This window comes from Idiomarina xiamenensis 10-D-4 (assembly GCF_000299895.1).
GTDB classification, from domain to species: Bacteria; Pseudomonadota; Gammaproteobacteria; order Enterobacterales; family Alteromonadaceae; genus Idiomarina; species Idiomarina xiamenensis.
Window position 1 is genome coordinate 71,998 of sequence record NZ_AMRG01000001.1, and the last position, 20,379, is coordinate 92,376.

A 20,379-nucleotide genomic window follows, 5' to 3' on the forward strand; every position below is an offset into this window, starting at 1 on the left:
GATGAGCGCCACTGCTCCGTGTCGAATTGCCATCAATGGCTTTGGCCGTATCGGCCGCAGTGTCTTGCGCGCGATGTTTGAGCGTGGCTTGAGCGAGCAGTTAAAAGTGGTGGCAATTAACGAATTGGCGGATGCCACCAGTATGGCGCATTTGCTCAAGTATGATTCGAGCCACGGCCGCTTTCAGTGGCCGGTTGCGGTCAACGGTGACACCCTGACGGTTGCTGAACAGCAGATCGTGTTAACTCACGAGGAGGATCCGGCGGCGCTTGATTATGCCGAGTTGGCAGTCGACTTGGTACTGGACTGTACCGGGGTGTTCGGCAGTGCCGCCGATGGTCAGCGCTATCAAAGCGCCGGTGCACCGCGGGTATTGTTTTCGCAACCGGGCCAGGCCGATGTCGACTTCACCCTGATTTACGGCATTAATAGTCAAGATCTGACGGCGCAGCACCGCATCGTCTCGAATGGTTCTTGCACCACTAATTGTATCGTACCGGTGATCCAGGTGATGGATAACGCCTTTGGCGTCGATAGTGGTGCGGTGACGACCATTCATTCGGCTATGCACGACCAACAAGTGATCGACGCCTATCATCCCGATTTACGTCGTACTCGAGCTGCTAGTCGTTCGATTATTCCGGTAGATACCAAGCTAGCTCGGGGGATTGAGCGGGTGTTACCCAAGTTTGCCGGGCGTTTCGAGGCTATCGCGGTACGCGTACCCACCACCAATGTCACGGCTATGGACTTAACCTTAACGCTGCAACAAGACGCCAGCATCGATAGTGTTAATGCTGCGTTGCGGCAAGCTGCGCAAGGCCAGTTGAGCGGCATTTTGGATTATACCGAAGAGCCACTGGTATCGATTGATTTCAACCATGATCCGCATTCGAGTATTGTCGATGGCACGCAAACCCGGGTTAGTCATCGCCGTTTAGTCAAATTATTATGCTGGTGCGATAACGAATGGGGCTTTGCCAACCGCTTATTGGATAGTGCCAATGCGATGTGGCAAGTGGCTGATAAGACGAACTGATTGAGCGTAAAGCTGAGTAAATTTGCAAGGAAAAACACATGAACGTCATTAACATGACCGATTTAGACTTACGTGATAAACGCGTCCTGATTCGTGAAGATTTGAATGTGCCGGTGAAGGCTGGAAAAGTCGCTTCTGACGCTCGTTTAAAAGCGGCCATCCCGACTATTGAAGCGGCTTTAGCGGGCGGTGCCAAAGTGATGGTGATGTCACATTTAGGACGGCCAACCGAGGGCGAGTATGATGCTCAGTATTCGTTGCAACCGGTGGTTGATTATTTAAACGGTGCGTTAGCGGTTCCAGTGCGTTTAGAGACCGATTACTTATCGGGCTGCGACGTCGATGGCGGCGAAGTGGTGGTATTTGAGAACGTTCGCTTTAACGTCGGTGAGAAGAAGGACGACGAACAACTGGCGAAAAAGCTGGCGGCGTTATGCGACATCTTTGTTATGGACGCGTTTGGTACCGCTCACCGTGCGCAGGCGTCGACTCACGGTGTCGCTAAATACGCACCACAAGCTTGCGCTGGGCCATTATTAAGCGCCGAACTGAGTGCCTTGGGTAAAGCGTTAGCCAATCCTGCGCGCCCGCTGGTAGCCATTGTCGGCGGCTCAAAAGTATCGACCAAGTTAACGGTGTTAGAGTCGTTATCAAACAAGGTCGACCAGTTAATTGTCGGCGGCGGTATTGCTAATACCTTCATTGCAGCAGCAGGACACAATGTCGGTCAGTCATTGTATGAAAGTGACTTACAGGACGAAGCGCGCCGTTTAGTCAGCGCCGCACAGGAAAAAGGTGGATATATCCCACTGCCAGTTGATGTGGTGACCGGCAAAGAATTCAGCGAAAGCGCACGGGCAGAAACCAAGGCGGTGGATGCAGTGGCTGACGATGACATGATTTTTGATGTTGGCCCGAACACGGCGGCACAGTTTGCCGAGCTGCTAGCGTCGGCGGGTACTATCGTTTGGAATGGTCCGGTCGGCGTATTTGAGTTTGATCAGTTTGCTGCGGGCACAGAAGCGCTGGCGCGGGCTATTGCCAATAGTCAGGCATTCTCAATTGCCGGTGGTGGTGATACGCTAGCGGCCATCGATAAGTATGATGTTGCCGATGACATCAGCTATATTTCAACCGGTGGTGGCGCATTTTTAGAGTTTTTGGAGGGTAAAACCCTACCCGCCGTGGCGATTTTAGAGCAGCGTGCAAAAGACGCCAAATAACCGATTACACGAACCAGAATATGACAGGAGTTTAACTTATGGCACTGATTTCTTTGCGCCAATTGCTCGACCATGCTGCTGAGCACGATTACGGCGTGCCAGCCTTTAACGTCAATAACGTCGAGCAAATGCGCGCCATCATGCAGGCTGCCGACAAAATGGATGCGCCGGTGATTGTGCAGGCCTCGGCAGGCGCTCGTAAATATGCGGGTGCACCGTTTTTACGTCATTTAATTTTAGCCGCGGTGGAAGAATGGCCACATATCCCAGTGGTTATGCATCAGGATCACGGTACTTCGCCGGCGGTTTGTCAGCGCTCTATTCAACTGGGCTTTAGCTCGGTGATGATGGATGGTTCGTTACAAGAAGACGGTAAAACACCGGCCGATTACGACTATAACGTACGTGTCACTCAACAAGCGGTTGCCATGGCACATGCCTGTGGTGTCTCGGTTGAGGGTGAATTAGGTTGCTTAGGCTCGTTAGAGACCGGTGAAGCCGGTGAAGAAGACGGCGTTGGCGCCGAGGGCAAACTTAGCCACGACCAGTTGCTGACCGATCCGGAAGAAGCGGCTGCGTTCGTTAAAGCAACCGACGTTGATGCATTGGCCATCGCTTGCGGTACCTCGCACGGTGCTTACAAGTTTACCCGCCCACCGACCGGCGATATTTTGGCTATTGATCGTATTAAAGAGATCAACCGCCGCATTCCCAATACGCACCTAGTGATGCACGGTTCATCATCGGTGCCACAGGAATGGCTGAAAGTCATTAATGAGTTTGGTGGTGAGATCCCAGAAACCTACGGTGTGCCAGTTGAACAAATCATCGAGGGTATCAAGCATGGCGTGCGCAAGGTTAACATTGATACCGATTTACGCTTAGCGTCGACCGGTGCGATTCGTCGTCATCTAGCGCAAAACACCAGTAATTTTGATCCGCGTAAATATTTCACTGCCGCGACTGAGGCCATGCAAGCCATCTGTGAAGCGCGTTATGACGCTTTTGGTTGCGCCGGCCAGGCCAGCAAAATTAAGCCAATTTCGTTGGAGTCTATGTTCCAGCGTTACGAAAAAGGCGAGTTACGCGCCGTGGTTAAATAGCCATAACCGTTGTGCTAGCCACTATTACAAACCCGTCGCTGTGGCGACGGGTTTTTTTGTTTTACTGGCTTTTATCCTAACTTTAAAGACATTCATCATAAAAAATGGACTTTCCAGCCATTTTTACACAAACACCTCTTAGCAAAGCCTATGTAAGTCGTTATACTAACTTCGAAATGTTCACATTTGCTTACAATGATCCGGATAAAGTGAGACGAGGTACCCCGTGCGATTGACGTTACTAGCGATAGGCCTGTTTTCAGCATCTTCGGCGATGGCTGCGCCATCGGCACTTATGTTTGATGACAATGATGGGATGGCTGATGCTGCCAAAAAAGAATGGCAAATTAGCGCCGAGCTGGGTGTGCTTTATACCTCGGGTAATACCGAAACCGAATCGTTTAAAGGTAAATTAAACGGCGCTCGCGAGTATGTTAGCTGGCGTCACAAGGGCGTGCTTGACTATTATAAAGCTAAGCAAACCGACCAAGAGACCGGTGAAGATGAAACCACCGCCGATAAGTTATTCGCCTCGGCGCAAACCAACTATAAGTTTGCTCCTGACAGCGTTTCATCACTGTTTGTCTTTGGTTCTTATGAAAACGACAAATTCAGTGGGTACGACTATCAAGCCACTATCGTGACTGGTTATGGTGCCCGTTATCGCTACAGCGAAAACTTATACGCTGATTATGAAATCGGTCCGGGTTATTCGTGGCGTAAACCGATTGTCGACGATGTAGTACAAGAAACCGAAACCAGCGCCATCTTACGATTAGCCGGTAACATGGTTTGGGACATTACTGAAAACTCGCGTTTCAATGCCTTGCTGGCTTCTGAAATTGGTGAAGATAATACCAAAACTCGTGCTGAAGTCTCGGTCTCGGCGAACATTAATGCTTCATTAGCGATGAAAGTCTCAGTATCTGGTACGCATAACAGCTACGTCTCTGACGAGACTATCGAGAAGCTCGACACCGAAACGGCGGTTACGTTGGTATATACTTTCTAACAACCGTTTGCTTAAAAAAAGCTGGCATTGCCAGCTTTTTTTGTGCCTGTTTACTCGCTGTTGTTGACCCTTGGTGGTGCCAAGCGACGGCGTAAGTTAAGCGGCTTTTGCTGGCTTTTACGCACGCGTAGATTGAGTAATTCCACCACCAGCGAGAACGCCATAGCGAAATAAATATAGCCTTTTGGTACATGAAACTGCAGGCCTTCGCCCACCAACGCCATACCAATCATAATTAAGAAACTCAGCGCGAGCATTTTGATGGTTGGGTGTTGGTCGACAAAATCCCCGATGGGCTTGGCGGCGACCATCATCACCAACACCGCAATCACTACCGCTATGATCATGACTGGTAAATGGTCAGACAGGCCAACGGCGGTGATCACCGAGTCCAGCGAGAAAATAATATCGAGTAAACCGATTTGCACAATGATGGCTGCAAAGCTGGCTTTAACGGTACTTTGCTCGTGAGCTTGCTCACCCTCTAAGGCGTGGTGAATCTCTAATGTACTCTTACCGAGCAAGAACAAACCACCGCCGATTAGAATTAAATCGCGACCCGAAAAAGCATAGTCCCACAGGCTAAACAGCGGCTCGGTGAGGGTCATGATCCAAGTTAGCGATAATAATAATAAAATACGCATACCCATTGCCAATAACAGCCCAACTCGGCGTGCTGCATTGCGTTGAGCTTCGGGTAAGCGACCGACTAAAATTGAAATGAAAATGATATTGTCGATGCCTAATACAATTTCCAGCGCCGTTAACGTCGCTAAAGCAATCCATGCTTCTGGCATCATTATCCATTCAAACATACGCAATCCTTGGTTGTGGTGAGCGACGGTAATTTGATTTACTATGGGGCAGACAGTCAAACTCTGCAAGCGTTACCGAGTCGAGAAAGGATATGAGGAAATTAAACGCGCTATCGCGTTTGAAATTATTAGAAATCGTCAGTCGTTTACGCTTTTTTGATCAGTTTAATCAAGACGAGCGACGCCTGTTGTTAGAAGATAAACTGCATTGCTATGTGTGCAAAAAAGGCTTTCATATCCTTCGTGAAGGCGAACGTGATACGGCACTGTATTTGGTCTTAAGCGGCGATGTGAGCGTGATCAAACGTAGCCTACAACGCGAGTTGGGGCGGGTCGGTGCCGGCAATATTTTGGGCGAAGGCGCATTTGTTACTCGACAGCCGCGCAGTGCGTCGGCTATTGCCGCCAGTGATGTGATTTTGCTACGGCTGGATAACGACGGTTTGAAACTGCTACCCGCACGTATGCGCGAAAAAATTAAAGATGCCATCATTACCGAAATGGCAGCACGTATTGTACAGCTTAACGAGCGTATAGCTGCCAGCCATCCGATCACAAAACTGTCATAGTTTTGCCGTAGCATAGGCGCGCATTGCAACGGTTGGAGTGGTTATGCGCGTGTCTGTTTATAGTCGCCTGTCGGCGGCTGTATTGTTTGCCTTTAGCGCGGTATTTATCGGCGCCTTAATTTGGGCGTACACTCAGCTGCAAGCCATGGAGCTAGAAAGTCGCCAGTATCAGCGCCTCAAGTCAGAGGCGGTGGTGGCAGTAGCCACCGAAGTCTCGGCTTATTTGCAAAGTGGCAACACCATCAATCTCAATCAAGCTTTGAGCCTACTCGATAAGGTAAAGCAGCAACGCTTGCCAGCCTTACACGACGATTTGGCTCAACCTATTCAAGCCGCCATCGAACGCTTTACCACTAACGCTCAACAACGTTACCGCGCGCTGGGCAAACTGGCTGGTAACGAAGCGGCCCTGCTAATCAACGCCGAACGGCAATTAAGCGACTACATTTCTAGCTTAATCGACTATGCCGAGCGCGGGTTACAGCAAAACGCGGCACCGGCACCACGCTATTTGGCCGTAGCTAGCGACATGACTTTAGCGCTGACACAATTGATACACGCTCGCGAAGCTTATTTATTTGCTGACGCCGAGCGCGATTCGGTGGTGGCCGCGTTACAACCGCTGCAGGCCGCGGCTCAACAGTTACAAGCGTTACCCTTGTTGGGCATTAGCGAAGATAGTGCCGAGGCGGCTATGTTCTCCTTAGTGCAGCGCGAACCGAAAGACATCGGCGAAGAGATCCGCGCCGAGTTATTGAGCTTAAGTCAGCGCTATACGCGCGAGCTCGATACCACCGAAACATCGGTCAACGAACGTCGTCAGGGATTCACCGCGATACAAAGTGATTTGACCCAGATCCAGCAGGCCGTTGGTGGTGCCGAGGATACGCTGGTGGCGCGGCAGGCCGATATGTTGCAGCGGTTGCAGTGGATGCTACTGCCGTTAGTGCTATTGTTGCCAGTACTGGCGCTGTTGAGCTGGCTAGCCATGCGCGGCTTAGTGTTGCGGCCGCTGCGCGGTTTACGTGATGCCATGGCTAACTTGCTGCAATACCAGCAGTTGCAAGCATTACCCGGCGCCGACCGCGCCACTGAAATGGGCGAGATCGCGCGCTATTTTAATCAATTACTCGATTCGTTAGCGCAACAAGAGCAACTCAAGCAAGAGCAAATGCGTGTCGTCACCGATGCCTTACGCGAAATTACCAGTGAACTTAAACGCATTCAGCAACAGTCTCAGCAAACCGTTGGTGCCGCGCAAAGTTCGCAGCAGCAATTAGATAACCTGCTACAGTTAACTGAACAGTTAAACGCCGCTTCGGAGCAGTTGCAACACAACGCCGAGAGCACCAAGCAAACCATGCACCACAGTGGACAACGCGTAAGCTCCATGCAACAGCAAGCACAGCAGGTAGCCAGCGTCGTGAATCAAGGGCGACAGGCACTAACCGAACTGGAACAATCGGTGCAAGCGGTGGGGCAAATTTTAACGGTTATTGCCACCATTGCTGAGCAAACCAATCTATTAGCGTTAAATGCCGCGATTGAATCGGCCAGAGCTGGCGAACAGGGGCGTGGGTTTTCGGTGGTTGCCGATGAAGTGCGAAAACTAGCACAAAAAACCCAGCAGTCGCTGGATGATATCAAACCGATGTTGACTGAGCTGAGTACGGCAACAGCCACTATCGAGGCGACCATCAGTGATATGGAAGCCAGTAGTGATGAACAATTAAGTGTAGCAAAACAGTTAGCCAACAACGCAAACGAGGTAGCCCACCAGGCCCAGCATTCGGCCAGTGAGGCCCAGCAAGCGCATGGCTTAGTCACTGAGCAAAGTCAGCATGTACATGATTTTGCAGAGCAAATGAGTGTTATGGTAGATAAATTGGTCGCTGCGGCAAAACAACTGGCGCGAGTCGAAGAGGCCGTCAATACACAAACTAGCCGTATCGAACTGACATTTAGTCAACAATAAAGTCGTTGCTAAGAGGTTTCCAAGCGTAGCCCTTTTCGATACTATTCGCGCGGTAAAAACAGACAGCCTAATAAAACAGGTAACCACATATGTCAGTAAACTCTTTTTTAGGTGTGTTCGCTAAATCACCGATAAAACCGATGATCGAGCATATCGAATTAGTACATGATTGTGCGGAAGCGCTAAAGCCATTCTTTGCCGCTGTTTATAAAGGCGACTGGGCGGCCGCTGAACAAGCGCGCGCCGACGTCGTTAGCAAAGAGAAACAAGCTGATGACATGAAACGCAAAATCCGTATTAACTTGCCCGGTGGTTTGTTCATGCCGGTGGAACGTACCGATTTATTAGAGTTGGTTTCGCAACAAGACCGTATCGCTAACAAAGCAAAAGATATTTCTGGCTTGGTCATGGGGCGTGAGTTACAGCTACCGGAAACCTTGGTTACCGATTTTGATGCTTATTTAAACCGCTGTATCGACGCCGCCAGTAAGGCGCGTGAAACTATCAGTGAGTTTGACGACTTGTTAGAGACGGGCTTCCGTGGCCGTGAGCGCGAGCTGGTTAATAATATGATTGCCGAGCTGGACGCCATCGAACAAGATACCGACCAACTACAAGTACAACTGCGCCGCAAAGTGCGTAAGTTGGAGCATGAAATGCCACCGCTGGATGCCATGTTCCTTTACCGTATCATCGACTGGGTCGGTGATTTAGCTGATCTTTCAGAGCGGGTTGGTAACCGCTTTGAGCTAATGTTGGCACGAGTTTAAGCGGGGCATTTGATGGATATTTTAACTTCTTATGGCGTGATCCTCATCGCGCTAGCGGCCATCTTTGGCTTTTTTATGGCGTGGGGTATCGGCGCTAACGATGTCGCAAATGCGATGGGCACGTCGGTCGGCTCTAAAGCATTAACCATTAAACAAGCGATTTTTATCGCCATGATATTCGAGTTCGCCGGTGCTTACTTAGCTGGCGGCGAAGTCACCGCGACTATCCGTAAAGGCATCATTGATTCGGCTTATTTTATTGATTCGCCTGATTTGCTGGTGTTCGGTATGATTGCCTCGTTGTTAGCGGCTGGTTTTTGGTTGCTGTTTGCCTCGTACTTGGGCTGGCCCGTGTCGACCACGCACTCTATCGTGGGTGCGATTGTCGGCTTTGCCGCGGTCGGTATCAGCGTTGATTCGGTATCATGGGGTAAAGTTGGCAGTATCGTGGGTAGCTGGATAGTGACCCCGGCGATATCGGGCTTCATCGCCTACTTGATCTTCATGAGCGCGCAAAAATTGATTTTTGACCGAGATAACCCATTAAAAATGGCACAACGCTATGTGCCCTTTTATATGGGTTTTGCAGGTCTGGTACTGTCATTGGTTACCATCACCAAGGGCTTAAAGCACGTTGGTTTACATTTGACCTTGGTTGAAGGCTGGTTATGGTCGCTGGCGATTGCGGTGCTGGTATTCTTTATTGGTAAAGCTGCCATTTCGCGCTTGAAGTTCGATCCCTCAGCCGACCGTAACATGCATTACACTAACGTCGAAAAAGTATTCGCGGTGTTGATGGTGGTGACCGCCTGTTGTATGGCGTTCGCACATGGCTCTAACGACGTTGCCAATGCCATTGGCCCGGTGGCTGCTGTGGTCAGTGTGGTGTCCAGCGGTGGTGAAATTTCCAGCTCAGCAAAAATGGCTTGGTGGATCTTGCCGCTAGGGGGCGTTGGCATTGTCGCTGGTTTGGCTATTTTTGGGCATCGCGTGATTGCCACCATTGGTAAAGGTATTACCCATCTCACACCCAGCCGAGGTTTTGCCGCTGAGTTAGCCGCGGCATCGACGGTGGTGTTGGCATCGGGCACCGGGTTACCTATCTCGACTACGCAAACTTTGGTGGGTGCGGTGTTAGGTGTGGGCATGGCACGTGGTATCGCCGCCCTCAACTTAGGCGTCGTGCGTAACATCGTGGTTTCTTGGGTAGTCACGCTACCGGCGGGCGCCATCATGTCGATCATCTTCTTTTATATCATCAAGGCGGCGTTTGGCGTGTAAGCGCTTGGCGTTATCAGCTAGCGATAGACTAAGCCCGGGCAGCGCCCGGGCTTTTTTTTATCTATCCGCCAAACTTTTTCTGCGGCATCATCGACTATAACGGCAAAATCACGAGGAACGTGTTTTGTGTTAGCAGCAAGCGATAGCAAATTAGTCAGCGCCGCCTTAGCCGGCAAAGCGCGCGCCTGGGACAAGCTAGTCAAGCGTTACGACGGCTTGGTTTATAACTATGCGTTACGCATGGTCTCCAACCCTGATGACGCCCGCGACATCATGCAGGACACCTTTATGGCGGTGTGCCGAAACTTGGCCGGTTGGCGCGGCGAAAGCCAATTTAAAAGCTGGTTAATGACTATTGCCCATCACCGCTGCGTCGAGTTTTATCGACGCCGGCGTGAGCAGCAGGGCTTGGATGACAGCGAGGAGCCGCGTAGCGATTGTGATTGGCATCAGCCAGAGCAAGTATACAGCCAGCAACAACAGGGCCGCCGCTTAGTTGCGGCATTACAGCAAATACCATTGGCGCAACGGCAAGTGTTAGAGATGAAGTTCTTTCAGCAGCTAACCTTAACCGACATAGCGCAGCGCACCGGCACATCGTTGAACACTGTAAAGTCTCGCTTATACAGCGGTGCTGATAAGTTAAAGCAGTTATTAGAGGGGGAGTCATGAATAACTGGCAACAAGCATTTGAACGTTGGTTAGATGGCGAGTTATCGGCTAGCGAGAGTGACCAACTGCAACGTGACTTAGAACAGCACGAGCCGGAGTTAGCAAAACTTATGCAGCAGTTCCAGCAACTGCAACAGGCAGCCGATAGTTGGCAGCCAGAGCCGGTGCCGGCGTGGTCACCACGACAAAGCTACAGCGTGCCAGTCAAGCCGAGCGGAACGCGCTGGTGGCAGGGCACAGGGTTATCAATGACGGCCTTGGCTTGTTCGTTACTGGCGGTCTGTTTAGTGTTGTTGAACGTGCAAGTGAGCGTGCAAGACCAGCAGTTACGCATTGCCTTCGGTGGTGCGATACAGGCTGAACAACTGCAACAGTTAGTCGATCAGCGGGTCGCCAGCTTGGCCGCCGAACAACAACAACACTTGCAGCAGCAGGTTGCTGATTTGCGTCAGGACATTCGTCAAGATATGCAAGACTCGACCACTCAGCTAGCCAGCTACGTCCTGGCGACAGGGCGGCAAGAGCGACGTGAAGACTTTGCTGACTTAATTAAGTATGTGAACGAACAACGCGAAGATGATCAGGTGTTCTATGCCTATCAGTTGCGTCAGTTAAAAGAAACCATACCCGACCAGCCTATCGGCTACCAACCGCCACGTGATAATAAACAAAGCGCTACTGAACTTGAAGACTGACTTAGCGAACCGAGTTAGAGGAGTTGTGACCATGAACAAACACTATTTAGCGATTAGCCTGGCAACCCTACTGAGTGGCTCTGTGGCGTTAGCTGACCAAGCCTCCGCCGCCGAACCGGCTGTGGCGGCATACAGCGAACTACGTAGTCAGTTGCATATTATGACTAACATCATGCGCACCGCATTTAGTCAAAACGAGGGTGAGGTGCGCCGGTTTGCCGACCTAAACTACAGCTATTTAGCCGGACAAGGTGTGGTTTATCGGGTGCGTCTACCGGGTGTCGGTTTTGGCGGTTTGAATGTGCCAGTTCCGCCGGTGCCACCCATCTCAAAAATCCGCGCCGACATCGATATTGATTTAGATTCGGCTGAGTTTGAAAGCATGATCGGCGAAGCCATGGCCTCGGCGCAAACGGCGATTGAAGGCATGCGTCGTAGCGGATTGTTCGATGCGCGTATGAGTGATGAACAGCGGCAATTGCGTGAGCAAATTCGAGAACTATCCGACGATGCTCGTGACCTATCATGGGAATTACGCGAAGTCAGCCGGCAACAACGCGATTTAGCTTTTGAGTTGCGCCGCGCCAGTGAGCAAGATAAGGCGGCTAGACAGGCCGAGTTAGACGAGTTGCAGCAGCAACAACAACAACTCGACCAGCAACTGCAAGCGAACGCGGAACAAATCAAGGCGTTAGAGCAAAAGAATCGTCAGCAAACCGCTGAACTGGTTAAACAACATCAGCAGCAACAGCAGCAGCTGCTAGGCAGCTTTGAGCAAACCATGGGACAAGTATTATGTGACTATGGGGTAACTCTGCGAAGTCTACCAGACGATGAACAGATCAGTGTCATTGTGGATGGTCTGCGGCAGCCGGATTCGGGCGATAATTACGAGCGTGTATATATCGTGAGTAAGTCACAGTTAATGAATTGTCAGGGAAGAAGTGACGCCAGTGATCTATTTAAGCAGGCACAAGCGTATAACTTTTAACCTGTTATTCAGAGCGGTTGTCAACAGGTGAGATGCTCCCTGAGTACAAGTATTCGCCCGGGTTTTTACCCGGGCTTTTTTGTGCGCTTGGGCTTCATGGCAAAATCAAGTAAACTGTAGCCGCCGCGAGCCACCCGCTTCTCAAGCGGGTTCTCAAGTCACCACCCCAGTCGAATAAATGAGCTAATCAGTTAGGTAAGAACCCGCATGCAAGTCAGTGATTTCAACTTTGAACTGCCCGATGAATTGATCGCCCGTTATCCACAAGCCGAGCGTAGTGCTAGCCGTTTATTGCACTTACAACGCGCTGATGGGCAAGTGAATCATCGCCACTTCAAAGACATTATCGACTGTTTAAACGCGGGTGACCTACTGGTGTTTAACGACACTCGCGTGATCCCGGCCAGACTATTGGGACAAAAACGCAGTGGTGGCAAAGTCGAGGTATTGGTGGAGCGCTTGCTTGACGAGCACCGGGTGTTGGCTCATGTGCGCAGCAACCGAGCACCCAAAGAGGGGCAGTTATTGTGGCTTGAAGATGCTGTTGAAGTAGAAATGCTGGCGCGCCACGAGACTTTGTTCGAGTTACGCTTTAATCATCCTAAGCCGGTACTTGAGGTATTAGAACAGTACGGCCACATGCCTTTGCCGCCTTATATTGACCGCCCTGACGAGCATAGCGACCGTGAGCGCTACCAAACCGTCTATAACCGTAAACCCGGTGCGGTGGCGGCACCGACCGCAGGCTTGCACTTTGACGATAATATTCTACAGCAACTCCGCCAGAAGGGCGTTAACTTTGCTTATGTGACGTTGCACGTCGGCGCGGGCACCTTTCAACCGGTGCGCGTAGATAGCATTGAGCAACATCAGATGCATAGCGAATATGCCGAAGTACCGGCGGAAACGGTGGCGGCGATCAACGCTACCCGTGCTAACGGTGGTCGCGTAGTCGCGGTGGGAACCACCTCGGTGCGTTCGCTGGAATCGGCAGCGAAAGATGCCGCTGCGAAAGGGCAAGCGTTACAACCCTATTTTGCTGACACCGATATTTTCATTTATCCCGGCTATGAGTTTGCCGTGGTGGATGCCATGATCACTAACTTCCATCTGCCCGAATCCACCCTGATCATGTTGGTTTCGGCGTTTGCTGGCTACGATGCGGTAATGGCGGCCTATGCCGAAGCGGTGCGTGAACGCTACCGCTTCTTCAGTTATGGCGACGCCATGTTTATCGGTTAATCCGCTGAACTTACGGGCGCAAATCGTCGGCGTGACGAAAGGCCTGCTGATATTCCTTCTCTAATTGTCCGACAATCTCAGCGATGGGCGCGGTTTGCTTGATGCTACCGACGCCTTGACCGGCTGACCAAATGTTCTTCCAAGCCTTGGCTTCGTCTTGCAGGTCTTTAAGTTTGCCGCCAAATGGCTTCAGTGCAAGCGCCTTCGGGTCTAATCCGGCTTGCGCCAGACTAGGGGCCATAAAGTTGGCACCGACGCCGCTAACGGCTGATGTGTAAACAATATCGCTACTGCTGGTCTCGGTAACCATTTGCTTATATTCCGGTGCGGCCCAGCTTTCGTTGGCGACGATAAAACGCGTGCCTAAATAAGCTAAGTCTGCGCCCAACAGTTGTGCCGCCAAAATCTGTTCGCCTTGCGAGATGGCACCGGCTAATAACAATGTGCCGTCAAAAAAGCTGCGGATTTCTTTAACTAAGGCAAACGGATTGATAACGCCAGCGTGACCACCGGCGCCACCGGCTACCGCAATGATACCGTCGACCCCAGCGGCAGCGGCTTTTTGCGCATGGCGGAGCATGGCAATATCATGAAACACCACACCGCCCCAGGCTTGCACGCGTTTGATCACCGCTTCGTTAATGCCTAGCGAGGTAATCACCAACGGCGCTTGGTATTTTTCAAGCAGGGCAAGGTCTTCTTCCAAGCGTGTATTGCTTTCGTGCATGATCAGGTTCACGCCCCAAGGCGCGTGGCTGTCATCTAACTTGTCGTGAAATAACTGCAGCGCTTGTTCAAACTGCTCGCTCGTGCGAAAGTTCAATGCCGGTAGGGTACCGATGACACCGCTGCGACAGCCCTCGATAACTAGCTCCGGTGATGACACCAAGAACATCGGTGCAGCGACCACGGGTAAACGTAAGCGTCCACGAAAACTCTCTGGCAAAGCCATAATCTTTTCCTTTTAACGATGTGATTTGGCGCCGTCTGCTGATTCGGCGACAAGTGGCGATAGCCTCATGCTACCCTTTCGCGACTGCTCTGACCAGTCCTGTCAATTGATCGCAGTCAGCCTCGTCTGACAATGCTATACTGCGCGCCAAATCGGACTGTTTTTCCGTCTTTTAACCCGAGTTGCATAACTCAGCAGTGACATAAGTAACGATACGATGAAATTTGAACTTCTGAACAATGATGGCAATGCGCGTCGTGGGCGCATGGTTTTTGAACGTGGTGTGGTAGAAACGCCAGCTTTTATGCCGGTAGGCACCGTCGGTACGGTAAAAGGCATGACACCGGAAGAAGTGGAAGCCACTGGCGCGCACATTTGCTTGGGTAACACCTTTCACCTGATGTTACGGCCGGGTACACAAATCATTCGTGAGCACGGTGATTTACACGACTTTATGAACTGGCAAAAGCCGATTCTGACCGACTCTGGTGGCTTTCAGGTTTTTAGCCTTGGCGAGTTACGTAAAATTTCGGAACAGGGTGCTACTTTCCGTTCACCCATTAACGGCGAGAAAATCTTATTAACGCCGGAAAAGTCGATGCAGGTACAACGTGAATTAGGTGCCGATATAGTCATGATTTTTGACGAGTGTACACCGCATCCAGCAACGCAAAAGCAAGCCCGTGACTCGATGGAATTGTCACTGCGTTGGGCACAACGCTCAAAAGACGCGCATGCCGATAACCCGGCAGCGTTGTTCGGTATTATCCAGGGCGGCATGTATGAAGAGTTACGCGATATTTCGTTAAAAGGTCTGACCGACATCGGTTTTGATGGCTACGCCATTGGTGGCCTGTCGGTAGGCGAGCCGAAACAAGATATGATGCGCATTTTGTCGCATACGGCGCCGCAAATGCCGACCGACAAACCGCGTTACTTGATGGGCGTGGGTAAACCTGAAGACTTAGTCGAAGCGGTGCGCCGTGGTGTTGATATGTTCGACTGTGTGATGCCAACCCGTAATGCGCGTAACGGTCACTTGTTTATTAGCAGCGGCGTGGTGAAGATCCGCAATGCCGTACATCGTAGTGACACCGGGCCATTGGACCCGGAGTGTGATTGCTACACCTGTAAAAACTATTCACGTGCATACTTACATCACTTGGATAAGACCAATGAGATTCTGGGGGCGCGCTTAAATACCATTCATAATCTACGTTTTTACCAGAAAGTTATGCAAGACATGCGTGACGCTATCGAAGCCGGACGTTTTGACCAGCATGTCGCTGAGTTTTACGCCAAACGTGACTTACCGGTGCCACCGCTGACATGATGGTTAGGCTGATGCCGTTGGCGAAGAGCAGCTTGAGCGTTAGCGCTTAGGCTGCATTCGCTGCACGTAGAATGTCGACCAGATAAGGCTTAATGCCGGCGAAAAAGAACTCCACGGCAATCAGCATGACGATTAAGCCCATCAGCCGCATCAAAATTTTACTGCCGCTACGGCCCAGCTTTGCCAGCATTTGCTTACCAAACGACAAGATCACTGCGGTCAGCGCACAGACCACAATAATCGCCGCCATCAAGCTAATAGTGTTAGTTGTTTGCGGGCTTTCCTGCATGATCAAAATCACCATAGTGATGGCGCCGGGACCGGCAATCATGGGAATACCCAGCGGCGTTACTGCGGCGTCAGAGCCAAAGTCACTATCGCTTTCACCGTCAACCCGTTTGGGCACTGTGCGGCCACGTAACATCTCAAAGCCCATAATAAAAAACAGCACGCCGCCAGCCACGCGTAAGCCGTTCACCGATATCGAGAAAAAGCTAAAGATGGCATTACCAATCAGGGCAAACACGCATAGCGCAATCGCCGCCGTCACCGCCGCGCGCATGGCTACCCAGCGCGCTGCCTTAGGCGTTAGGGTATCGGTCAAGGCAATGTAAATCGGAATCGCTGCAATCGGATTGATCATGGTAAACAGCGAGGTAAATTGAAATAAAAACAGATCTAACATGTCCTTGTCCTGACGGTGTCACAAAACTAGTCGATAGTACTGGCTATTAAGCCGTGAACACCATAGAGTGTAAAGAGGCTGGTGAGAAGAAAGATAAATAAATCCGAAGGAGAGCCTAAATGTCTGTAGCAAAAGATCAAATTGAAGTCGTTATCCCACCAAGTTTTGCGCTGGAATACCCCGACGGTAAACTGGTGGCTTATAGCGGTACGATCAAATTTACCAATCATGCCGATAAAGACGCACATGTCCATGTGCAAGGCTACAATGAGTCTCATAACGTTGATCGTTTAGTACATCGTGTTGGCCCAAACGATAGCGTAGTGATTGCGGCTAGCGAATTTGCCGAAGATAAAGAGTCACGCGAGTACAACTTTGTCGTTCACGGTATTGATGACGATAGCGGCTATCAAGAGGGCATGAAGCCGGTTGGCGAGCCCGATGCGCGTGGTGATTTAGGCGTTAAAGTTTAATTTAGCAACTCATTTAAGGTGGCAGGGCTATAGCCTTGCCCCTTAATTTCTACTTGTGGTGGCTGCCTCAACCATTGCTGAAAAATGGCCTCTAATTGTTTATCATCTGGCCGCTCTTGCATGATTTTCTTATGCATAAAACGAAGTAAATCGAACATGATTATACCGTCGACATTGGTACTTTGAATTTGTGCTCGATAATGCTGTATTGCATCTTCATATGCATCAATCGAAGCTTGAGAGGGACTTACTACATACTGACTTAAACCTGCTAACGCGTAAGCACCTTGTGGCAAAATGCTTGCAGCTCGAGCAGATGCATTGGACATCGATACCCGATGCTGCATACGACGATTAATTTGCGGCCTTTGCGATGAATTTAAATAGAATTCAATAGCACTTACGCTAATAAAAAGGCTATTAGCAATATTTGGATTATTTAGCTCGTCTTCACTCACCAGTTGTAGCGCCATATCGGGTAATTCAAAATGCTGCTGTTGGCATTGCGCGAGCATAAAATTGCCGACTACCCCTAATAAGTAGAAATGATTAGAAATGTTGTCGTCGGTACGCTCCTCTATTCGCTTAGCTAAACGTGTTTGATGTATAGCGATTTGCTGCTGCACTTGCTTTAAAGCCGCTTGGCTACTATCCAAATAAATGCCGCGGTAAATTAATGGAGATAGAATAGCCTGTATCGGAAAGAGCGACTCAGGATTTAGCGCCTTAGCTTTCTCGTAGGCGCTTAAAGATGTTTTATAATGAACGTCTGAACTGATGCCCATTAAATTATCAAACTTAGCTAGCTCGTCATGAACAGCGCCCTTGAAATACCAGGCTGCCCATGAATCTGGTGTGAAAGTTAAACCGATATCAATGGTTTGTTGTGCGACATGAAGCAAGTCAAGTGCCATAGAATGTGAGAGGTATGACGAGGCGCGCGTTAGAAAATTTGCGTAATTCAAATAAAGTCCGCTACGCTCTGGATGACTATTTATGGCTGACTCAAACCAGTACCGAGTTCGCTCCAAGTAATGCGAGGCGAGTTCCGTATCTCCGTTAGTTTTTAATTCACTAATAGCCAGTGATTGATAAACGACGGCGTTGTTGTAGTAGAAATAAATGTCCTGCTGATGCTTCGGTACATCGGCAGCGACAGCTCGAAAGCGCGCGACTAAACTCTCAAGTGGTAACCCATCGCGTTCAAACTGTCTGATTAAATCCCTTAACATACTCAATAGCTGCAAGCGTATGTTGTCACGCTGGCTCGAGTCGTGTACTGACAATCGATAAGCTTTTTCTGCTTGCGATAAGGCTAAGGCAAATAAGCTCAGAGTTGATTCTGATTGAATATTTTTAAGCTGTGCTTTAATGGTAACCAGTTGTGATTTGGCTGCCCATAGCTCGGGTTTTGTAGCGCGCTGCTCTGATGCTTGTTGCACCAAATGCTCAACGGCTTGTATATAAGGTGTTACATCACCCGACATTTTTAAAAACCAAGCGGCTAAGTTAGTTGTCAGCGAGGCATGCTCTAAGTACACGCTAGTATAGTTCGGAGCGACGTTTTCTAATGCTTGGTAATGCTCCTTAGCTGCCTCATAGAATTTGTTAATATTGTCAATATCGTCGACGTTACTGGCAATAATCGCTCGCTGATAATCCAGCGTTGCGGCTAAGCGTTCGGCTTCGTAAAACCAGGTGGGAATGTCGCGAGCTTGCTGCAAAATACTGTCGGCAGCGTTCAAGTCATCGTTTAAATAGGCTGCTACGGCTCTTAAATAACTTCTCGGTATACTCTCACTTTGTGAACCCTCACTCATTCGCTGTAGCAGGCTTAGTGCAGGTTGTTGATGCTCATCTTGTAGTTGTTGGAGATACCTCTCACGCTCACTGGGGTTTTGTATGCTAGCGGCAAACTGCTGGCCTTGCTGATACAGCTCGCTATGCGTTAAGGCTAAATACAGGGCGGCATTGGGGTTCTGATAGTCCGATTGCCACGCTTGTTGTAAGGCGTGATAAGCATCGTTAAAACGACCCAAGCTATAAAAGGTACGGCCTGCGGCATACCAAGCTGGGCCGGCAAAGAAATCACTGTCGTTGACTGCTTGTGCGGCAAACTGTTCGGCGCGTCGGCTGAGTTGGCGCATATCGTCTTCAATATAAGTCATCGGGCTCATACGAATAAAACGTACTTCAGCTTCGATGTTTTTGACTTGCTCGGTGAAGCGCTGCAAACGCAATTCACGTACCCCGACTTGTTGCTGGTAATAGGCGAACAACACCAGCGCAGCGATTAACACCAAACTCAAACCGGTGATCATCACGCCCGCCGCGGGTGAACGACGGTACCATTTGGCAATACGATAAGCGGGGCTACGGATCAACGACACCGGCTGATGGTTGAGCCAGCGTTGCAAATCGTCTGCTAGCTGCTGTGCACTTTGGTAGCGTTTAGTGGGATCGCGTTGCAAACAATGCATCACCACTTGGGCCAAATCGTCGGGCAACTTAGGGCAAAGTTGTTGCAGTGGAATAATGTTGTCTTGGGATAATTCGGCGCGCGCCACGGTAGTGCGGCGACTTGCCAATACCGGCTCACCACTCAATAAGAAATAGAGCGTAGCGCCCAGACTATAAACATCGGCGGCAGGGGTGATTTGTTGCGGGTCCAGTTTGGCTTGCTCCGGTGCCATATAAAACAGGCTACCCTGGCCGGCATGCACGCCGAGTGTGGCGTTACTAATATCGCTAGCAATACCAAAGTCCAATAATACCGCTTTAACACCTTGCTGGTTATCGGTGGTTAATGCGATGTTGGCCGGTTTGATGTCGCGGTGGATAACGCCCTGTTGATGCACTGCGGCAACACCGGCGGCCACTTGCTGAATGGCTTCAACCAATTGCCGTGTGGTTAACAACGTGCGCCAATCGTTGAGTGTGGCGCCCGCCACATACTGCATGACCATGTATAATGCAGGCCCTTCCTCGGCGACTTCATATACACGGCAAATACGATCATGTTCCAATTTAGCCAGTAAGCGTGCTTCGCTAATAAAACGATCGCGTGCCAGACGTTGGTCGGTATTAATAAACTTTATCGCGACATCACGTTGCAGCTTATTATCGCGAGCACGATAAACCGCGCCGCTACCACCGCGACCCAATAATTCTAAACAGCTATAACGAGCATTGATGGAATAGGGAAAGCTATGCCGCGGCGTGTCGCCTCGGTCAGGATTATCTTGCCCGGGTAAAATGGTTTGCTCGTTGTCGTTCACAGTTAAAGTCTTCTGGTTATTTTTATAGTTAGCTAGGGAAGGAGCGAATAAGTCTATGGTCGCTCAGGCATACCGCCAAGTAACTAATCAAGGCGGTCTTTTGCAGGCCTAATGGGTTAAGTCAAAAAAGCCCAACGACGAGTAGGTGCTTGGCGGTATGCCCCGCAGGGCGAATCCTGAAGCACGCATTTGCGGTGTTCGGCTTGTTGGCAAGGACGATTGCCATTACCTGCCAACCCTGCCTTGCAACTGCATACTTCAGGACTCGCTG

Annotated in this window: 18 protein-coding genes; 14 read left to right on the plus strand and 4 right to left on the minus strand. The window is 50.3% G+C overall.

Going from position 1 to position 20,379, the window contains the following annotated elements:
* Window position 1 precedes the first annotated feature (1 nt).
* The 4 genes from epd (at window position 2) to A10D4_RS00350 (ending at window position 4,377) form a co-directional block, all read left to right on the plus strand.
* Complete coding sequence (epd, locus tag A10D4_RS00335; RefSeq protein WP_008486990.1) at window positions 2–1,039, plus strand: erythrose-4-phosphate dehydrogenase; 1,038 nt, start codon at window positions 2–4, stop codon at window positions 1,037–1,039.
* A 38-nt stretch (window positions 1,040–1,077) separates the two neighbouring features.
* Window positions 1,078–2,262: a phosphoglycerate kinase gene (locus tag A10D4_RS00340; RefSeq protein WP_008486992.1), complete on the plus strand. Its 1,185-nt coding sequence runs from the start codon at window positions 1,078–1,080 to the stop codon at window positions 2,260–2,262.
* A gap of 38 nt (window positions 2,263–2,300) precedes the next feature.
* Window positions 2,301–3,365, plus strand: a complete 1,065-nt coding sequence (fba, locus tag A10D4_RS00345) for a class II fructose-bisphosphate aldolase (RefSeq protein ID WP_008486993.1) — start codon at window positions 2,301–2,303, stop codon at window positions 3,363–3,365.
* Window positions 3,366–3,591: 226 nt separating this feature from the next.
* On the plus strand, window positions 3,592–4,377 hold the full coding sequence (locus tag A10D4_RS00350) for a DUF481 domain-containing protein (protein WP_237738505.1): 786 nt from the start codon (window positions 3,592–3,594) through the stop codon (window positions 4,375–4,377).
* A gap of 50 nt (window positions 4,378–4,427) precedes the next feature.
* Here A10D4_RS00350 and A10D4_RS00355 read toward each other — a convergent pair whose 3' ends face one another.
* Entirely contained in the window at window positions 4,428–5,192 is a 765-nt protein-coding gene (locus tag A10D4_RS00355; protein WP_008486995.1) for a TerC family protein, read from the minus strand.
* 92 nt (window positions 5,193–5,284) lie between these two features.
* Here A10D4_RS00355 and A10D4_RS00360 point away from each other — a divergent pair, with 92 nt between their 5' ends.
* From A10D4_RS00360 to queA, 8 genes are all read left to right on the plus strand, one after another.
* Window positions 5,285–5,761, plus strand: coding sequence for a Crp/Fnr family transcriptional regulator (locus tag A10D4_RS00360; RefSeq protein WP_051002058.1), 477 nt, complete (start codon window positions 5,285–5,287; stop codon window positions 5,759–5,761).
* A gap of 43 nt (window positions 5,762–5,804) precedes the next feature.
* Entirely contained in the window at window positions 5,805–7,736 is a 1,932-nt protein-coding gene (locus A10D4_RS00365; RefSeq protein WP_008486997.1) for a methyl-accepting chemotaxis protein, read from the plus strand.
* Between the two features lie 89 nt (window positions 7,737–7,825).
* Window positions 7,826–8,506 (plus strand): TIGR00153 family protein, encoded by a 681-nt coding sequence (locus tag A10D4_RS00370; RefSeq protein ID WP_008486998.1) that lies wholly within the window; start codon window positions 7,826–7,828, stop codon window positions 8,504–8,506.
* A 12-nt stretch (window positions 8,507–8,518) separates the two neighbouring features.
* Window positions 8,519–9,787, plus strand: a complete 1,269-nt coding sequence (locus tag A10D4_RS00375) for an inorganic phosphate transporter (protein ID WP_008486999.1) — start codon at window positions 8,519–8,521, stop codon at window positions 9,785–9,787.
* Between the two features lie 126 nt (window positions 9,788–9,913).
* Window positions 9,914–10,459: an RNA polymerase sigma factor gene (locus A10D4_RS00380; RefSeq protein ID WP_008487001.1), complete on the plus strand. Its 546-nt coding sequence runs from the start codon at window positions 9,914–9,916 to the stop codon at window positions 10,457–10,459.
* Window positions 10,456–11,154 (plus strand): hypothetical protein, encoded by a 699-nt coding sequence (locus tag A10D4_RS13515; protein WP_008487002.1) that lies wholly within the window; start codon window positions 10,456–10,458, stop codon window positions 11,152–11,154. Before A10D4_RS00380 ends, A10D4_RS13515 begins: the two co-directional genes overlap by 4 nt.
* 31 nt (window positions 11,155–11,185) lie before the next feature.
* Window positions 11,186–12,145: a hypothetical protein gene (locus tag A10D4_RS00390; RefSeq protein ID WP_008487004.1), complete on the plus strand. Its 960-nt coding sequence runs from the start codon at window positions 11,186–11,188 to the stop codon at window positions 12,143–12,145.
* Between the two features lie 207 nt (window positions 12,146–12,352).
* Window positions 12,353–13,387: a tRNA preQ1(34) S-adenosylmethionine ribosyltransferase-isomerase QueA gene (queA, locus tag A10D4_RS00395; protein ID WP_008487005.1), complete on the plus strand. Its 1,035-nt coding sequence runs from the start codon at window positions 12,353–12,355 to the stop codon at window positions 13,385–13,387.
* 10 nt (window positions 13,388–13,397) lie between these two features.
* Here the strand turns inward: queA and A10D4_RS00400 are convergent, their stop codons facing one another.
* Window positions 13,398–14,339, minus strand: coding sequence for an NAD(P)H-dependent flavin oxidoreductase (locus A10D4_RS00400; RefSeq protein ID WP_008487006.1), 942 nt, complete (start codon window positions 14,337–14,339; stop codon window positions 13,398–13,400).
* A 217-nt stretch (window positions 14,340–14,556) separates the two neighbouring features.
* Here A10D4_RS00400 and tgt point away from each other — a divergent pair, with 217 nt between their 5' ends.
* Window positions 14,557–15,672 carry a tRNA guanosine(34) transglycosylase Tgt gene (tgt, locus tag A10D4_RS00405; RefSeq protein ID WP_008487007.1) on the plus strand — a complete coding sequence of 372 codons (1,116 nt, stop codon included), beginning with the start codon at window positions 14,557–14,559 and terminating at the stop codon, window positions 15,670–15,672.
* Between the two features lie 46 nt (window positions 15,673–15,718).
* On the opposite strand, the gene A10D4_RS00410 is transcribed toward tgt, so the two are convergent.
* Window positions 15,719–16,357, minus strand: coding sequence for a MarC family protein (locus A10D4_RS00410; protein ID WP_008487008.1), 639 nt, complete (start codon window positions 16,355–16,357; stop codon window positions 15,719–15,721).
* Window positions 16,358–16,476: 119 nt separating this feature from the next.
* Here A10D4_RS00410 and A10D4_RS00415 point away from each other — a divergent pair, with 119 nt between their 5' ends.
* On the plus strand, window positions 16,477–16,830 hold the full coding sequence (locus A10D4_RS00415; RefSeq protein WP_008487009.1) for a hypothetical protein: 354 nt from the start codon (window positions 16,477–16,479) through the stop codon (window positions 16,828–16,830).
* Here the strand turns inward: A10D4_RS00415 and A10D4_RS00420 are convergent.
* On the minus strand, window positions 16,827–20,108 hold the full coding sequence (locus A10D4_RS00420) for a serine/threonine-protein kinase (RefSeq protein ID WP_008487010.1): 3,282 nt from the start codon (window positions 20,106–20,108) through the stop codon (window positions 16,827–16,829). The genes A10D4_RS00415 and A10D4_RS00420 overlap by 4 nt on opposite strands.
* Window positions 20,109–20,379 lie beyond the last annotated feature (271 nt).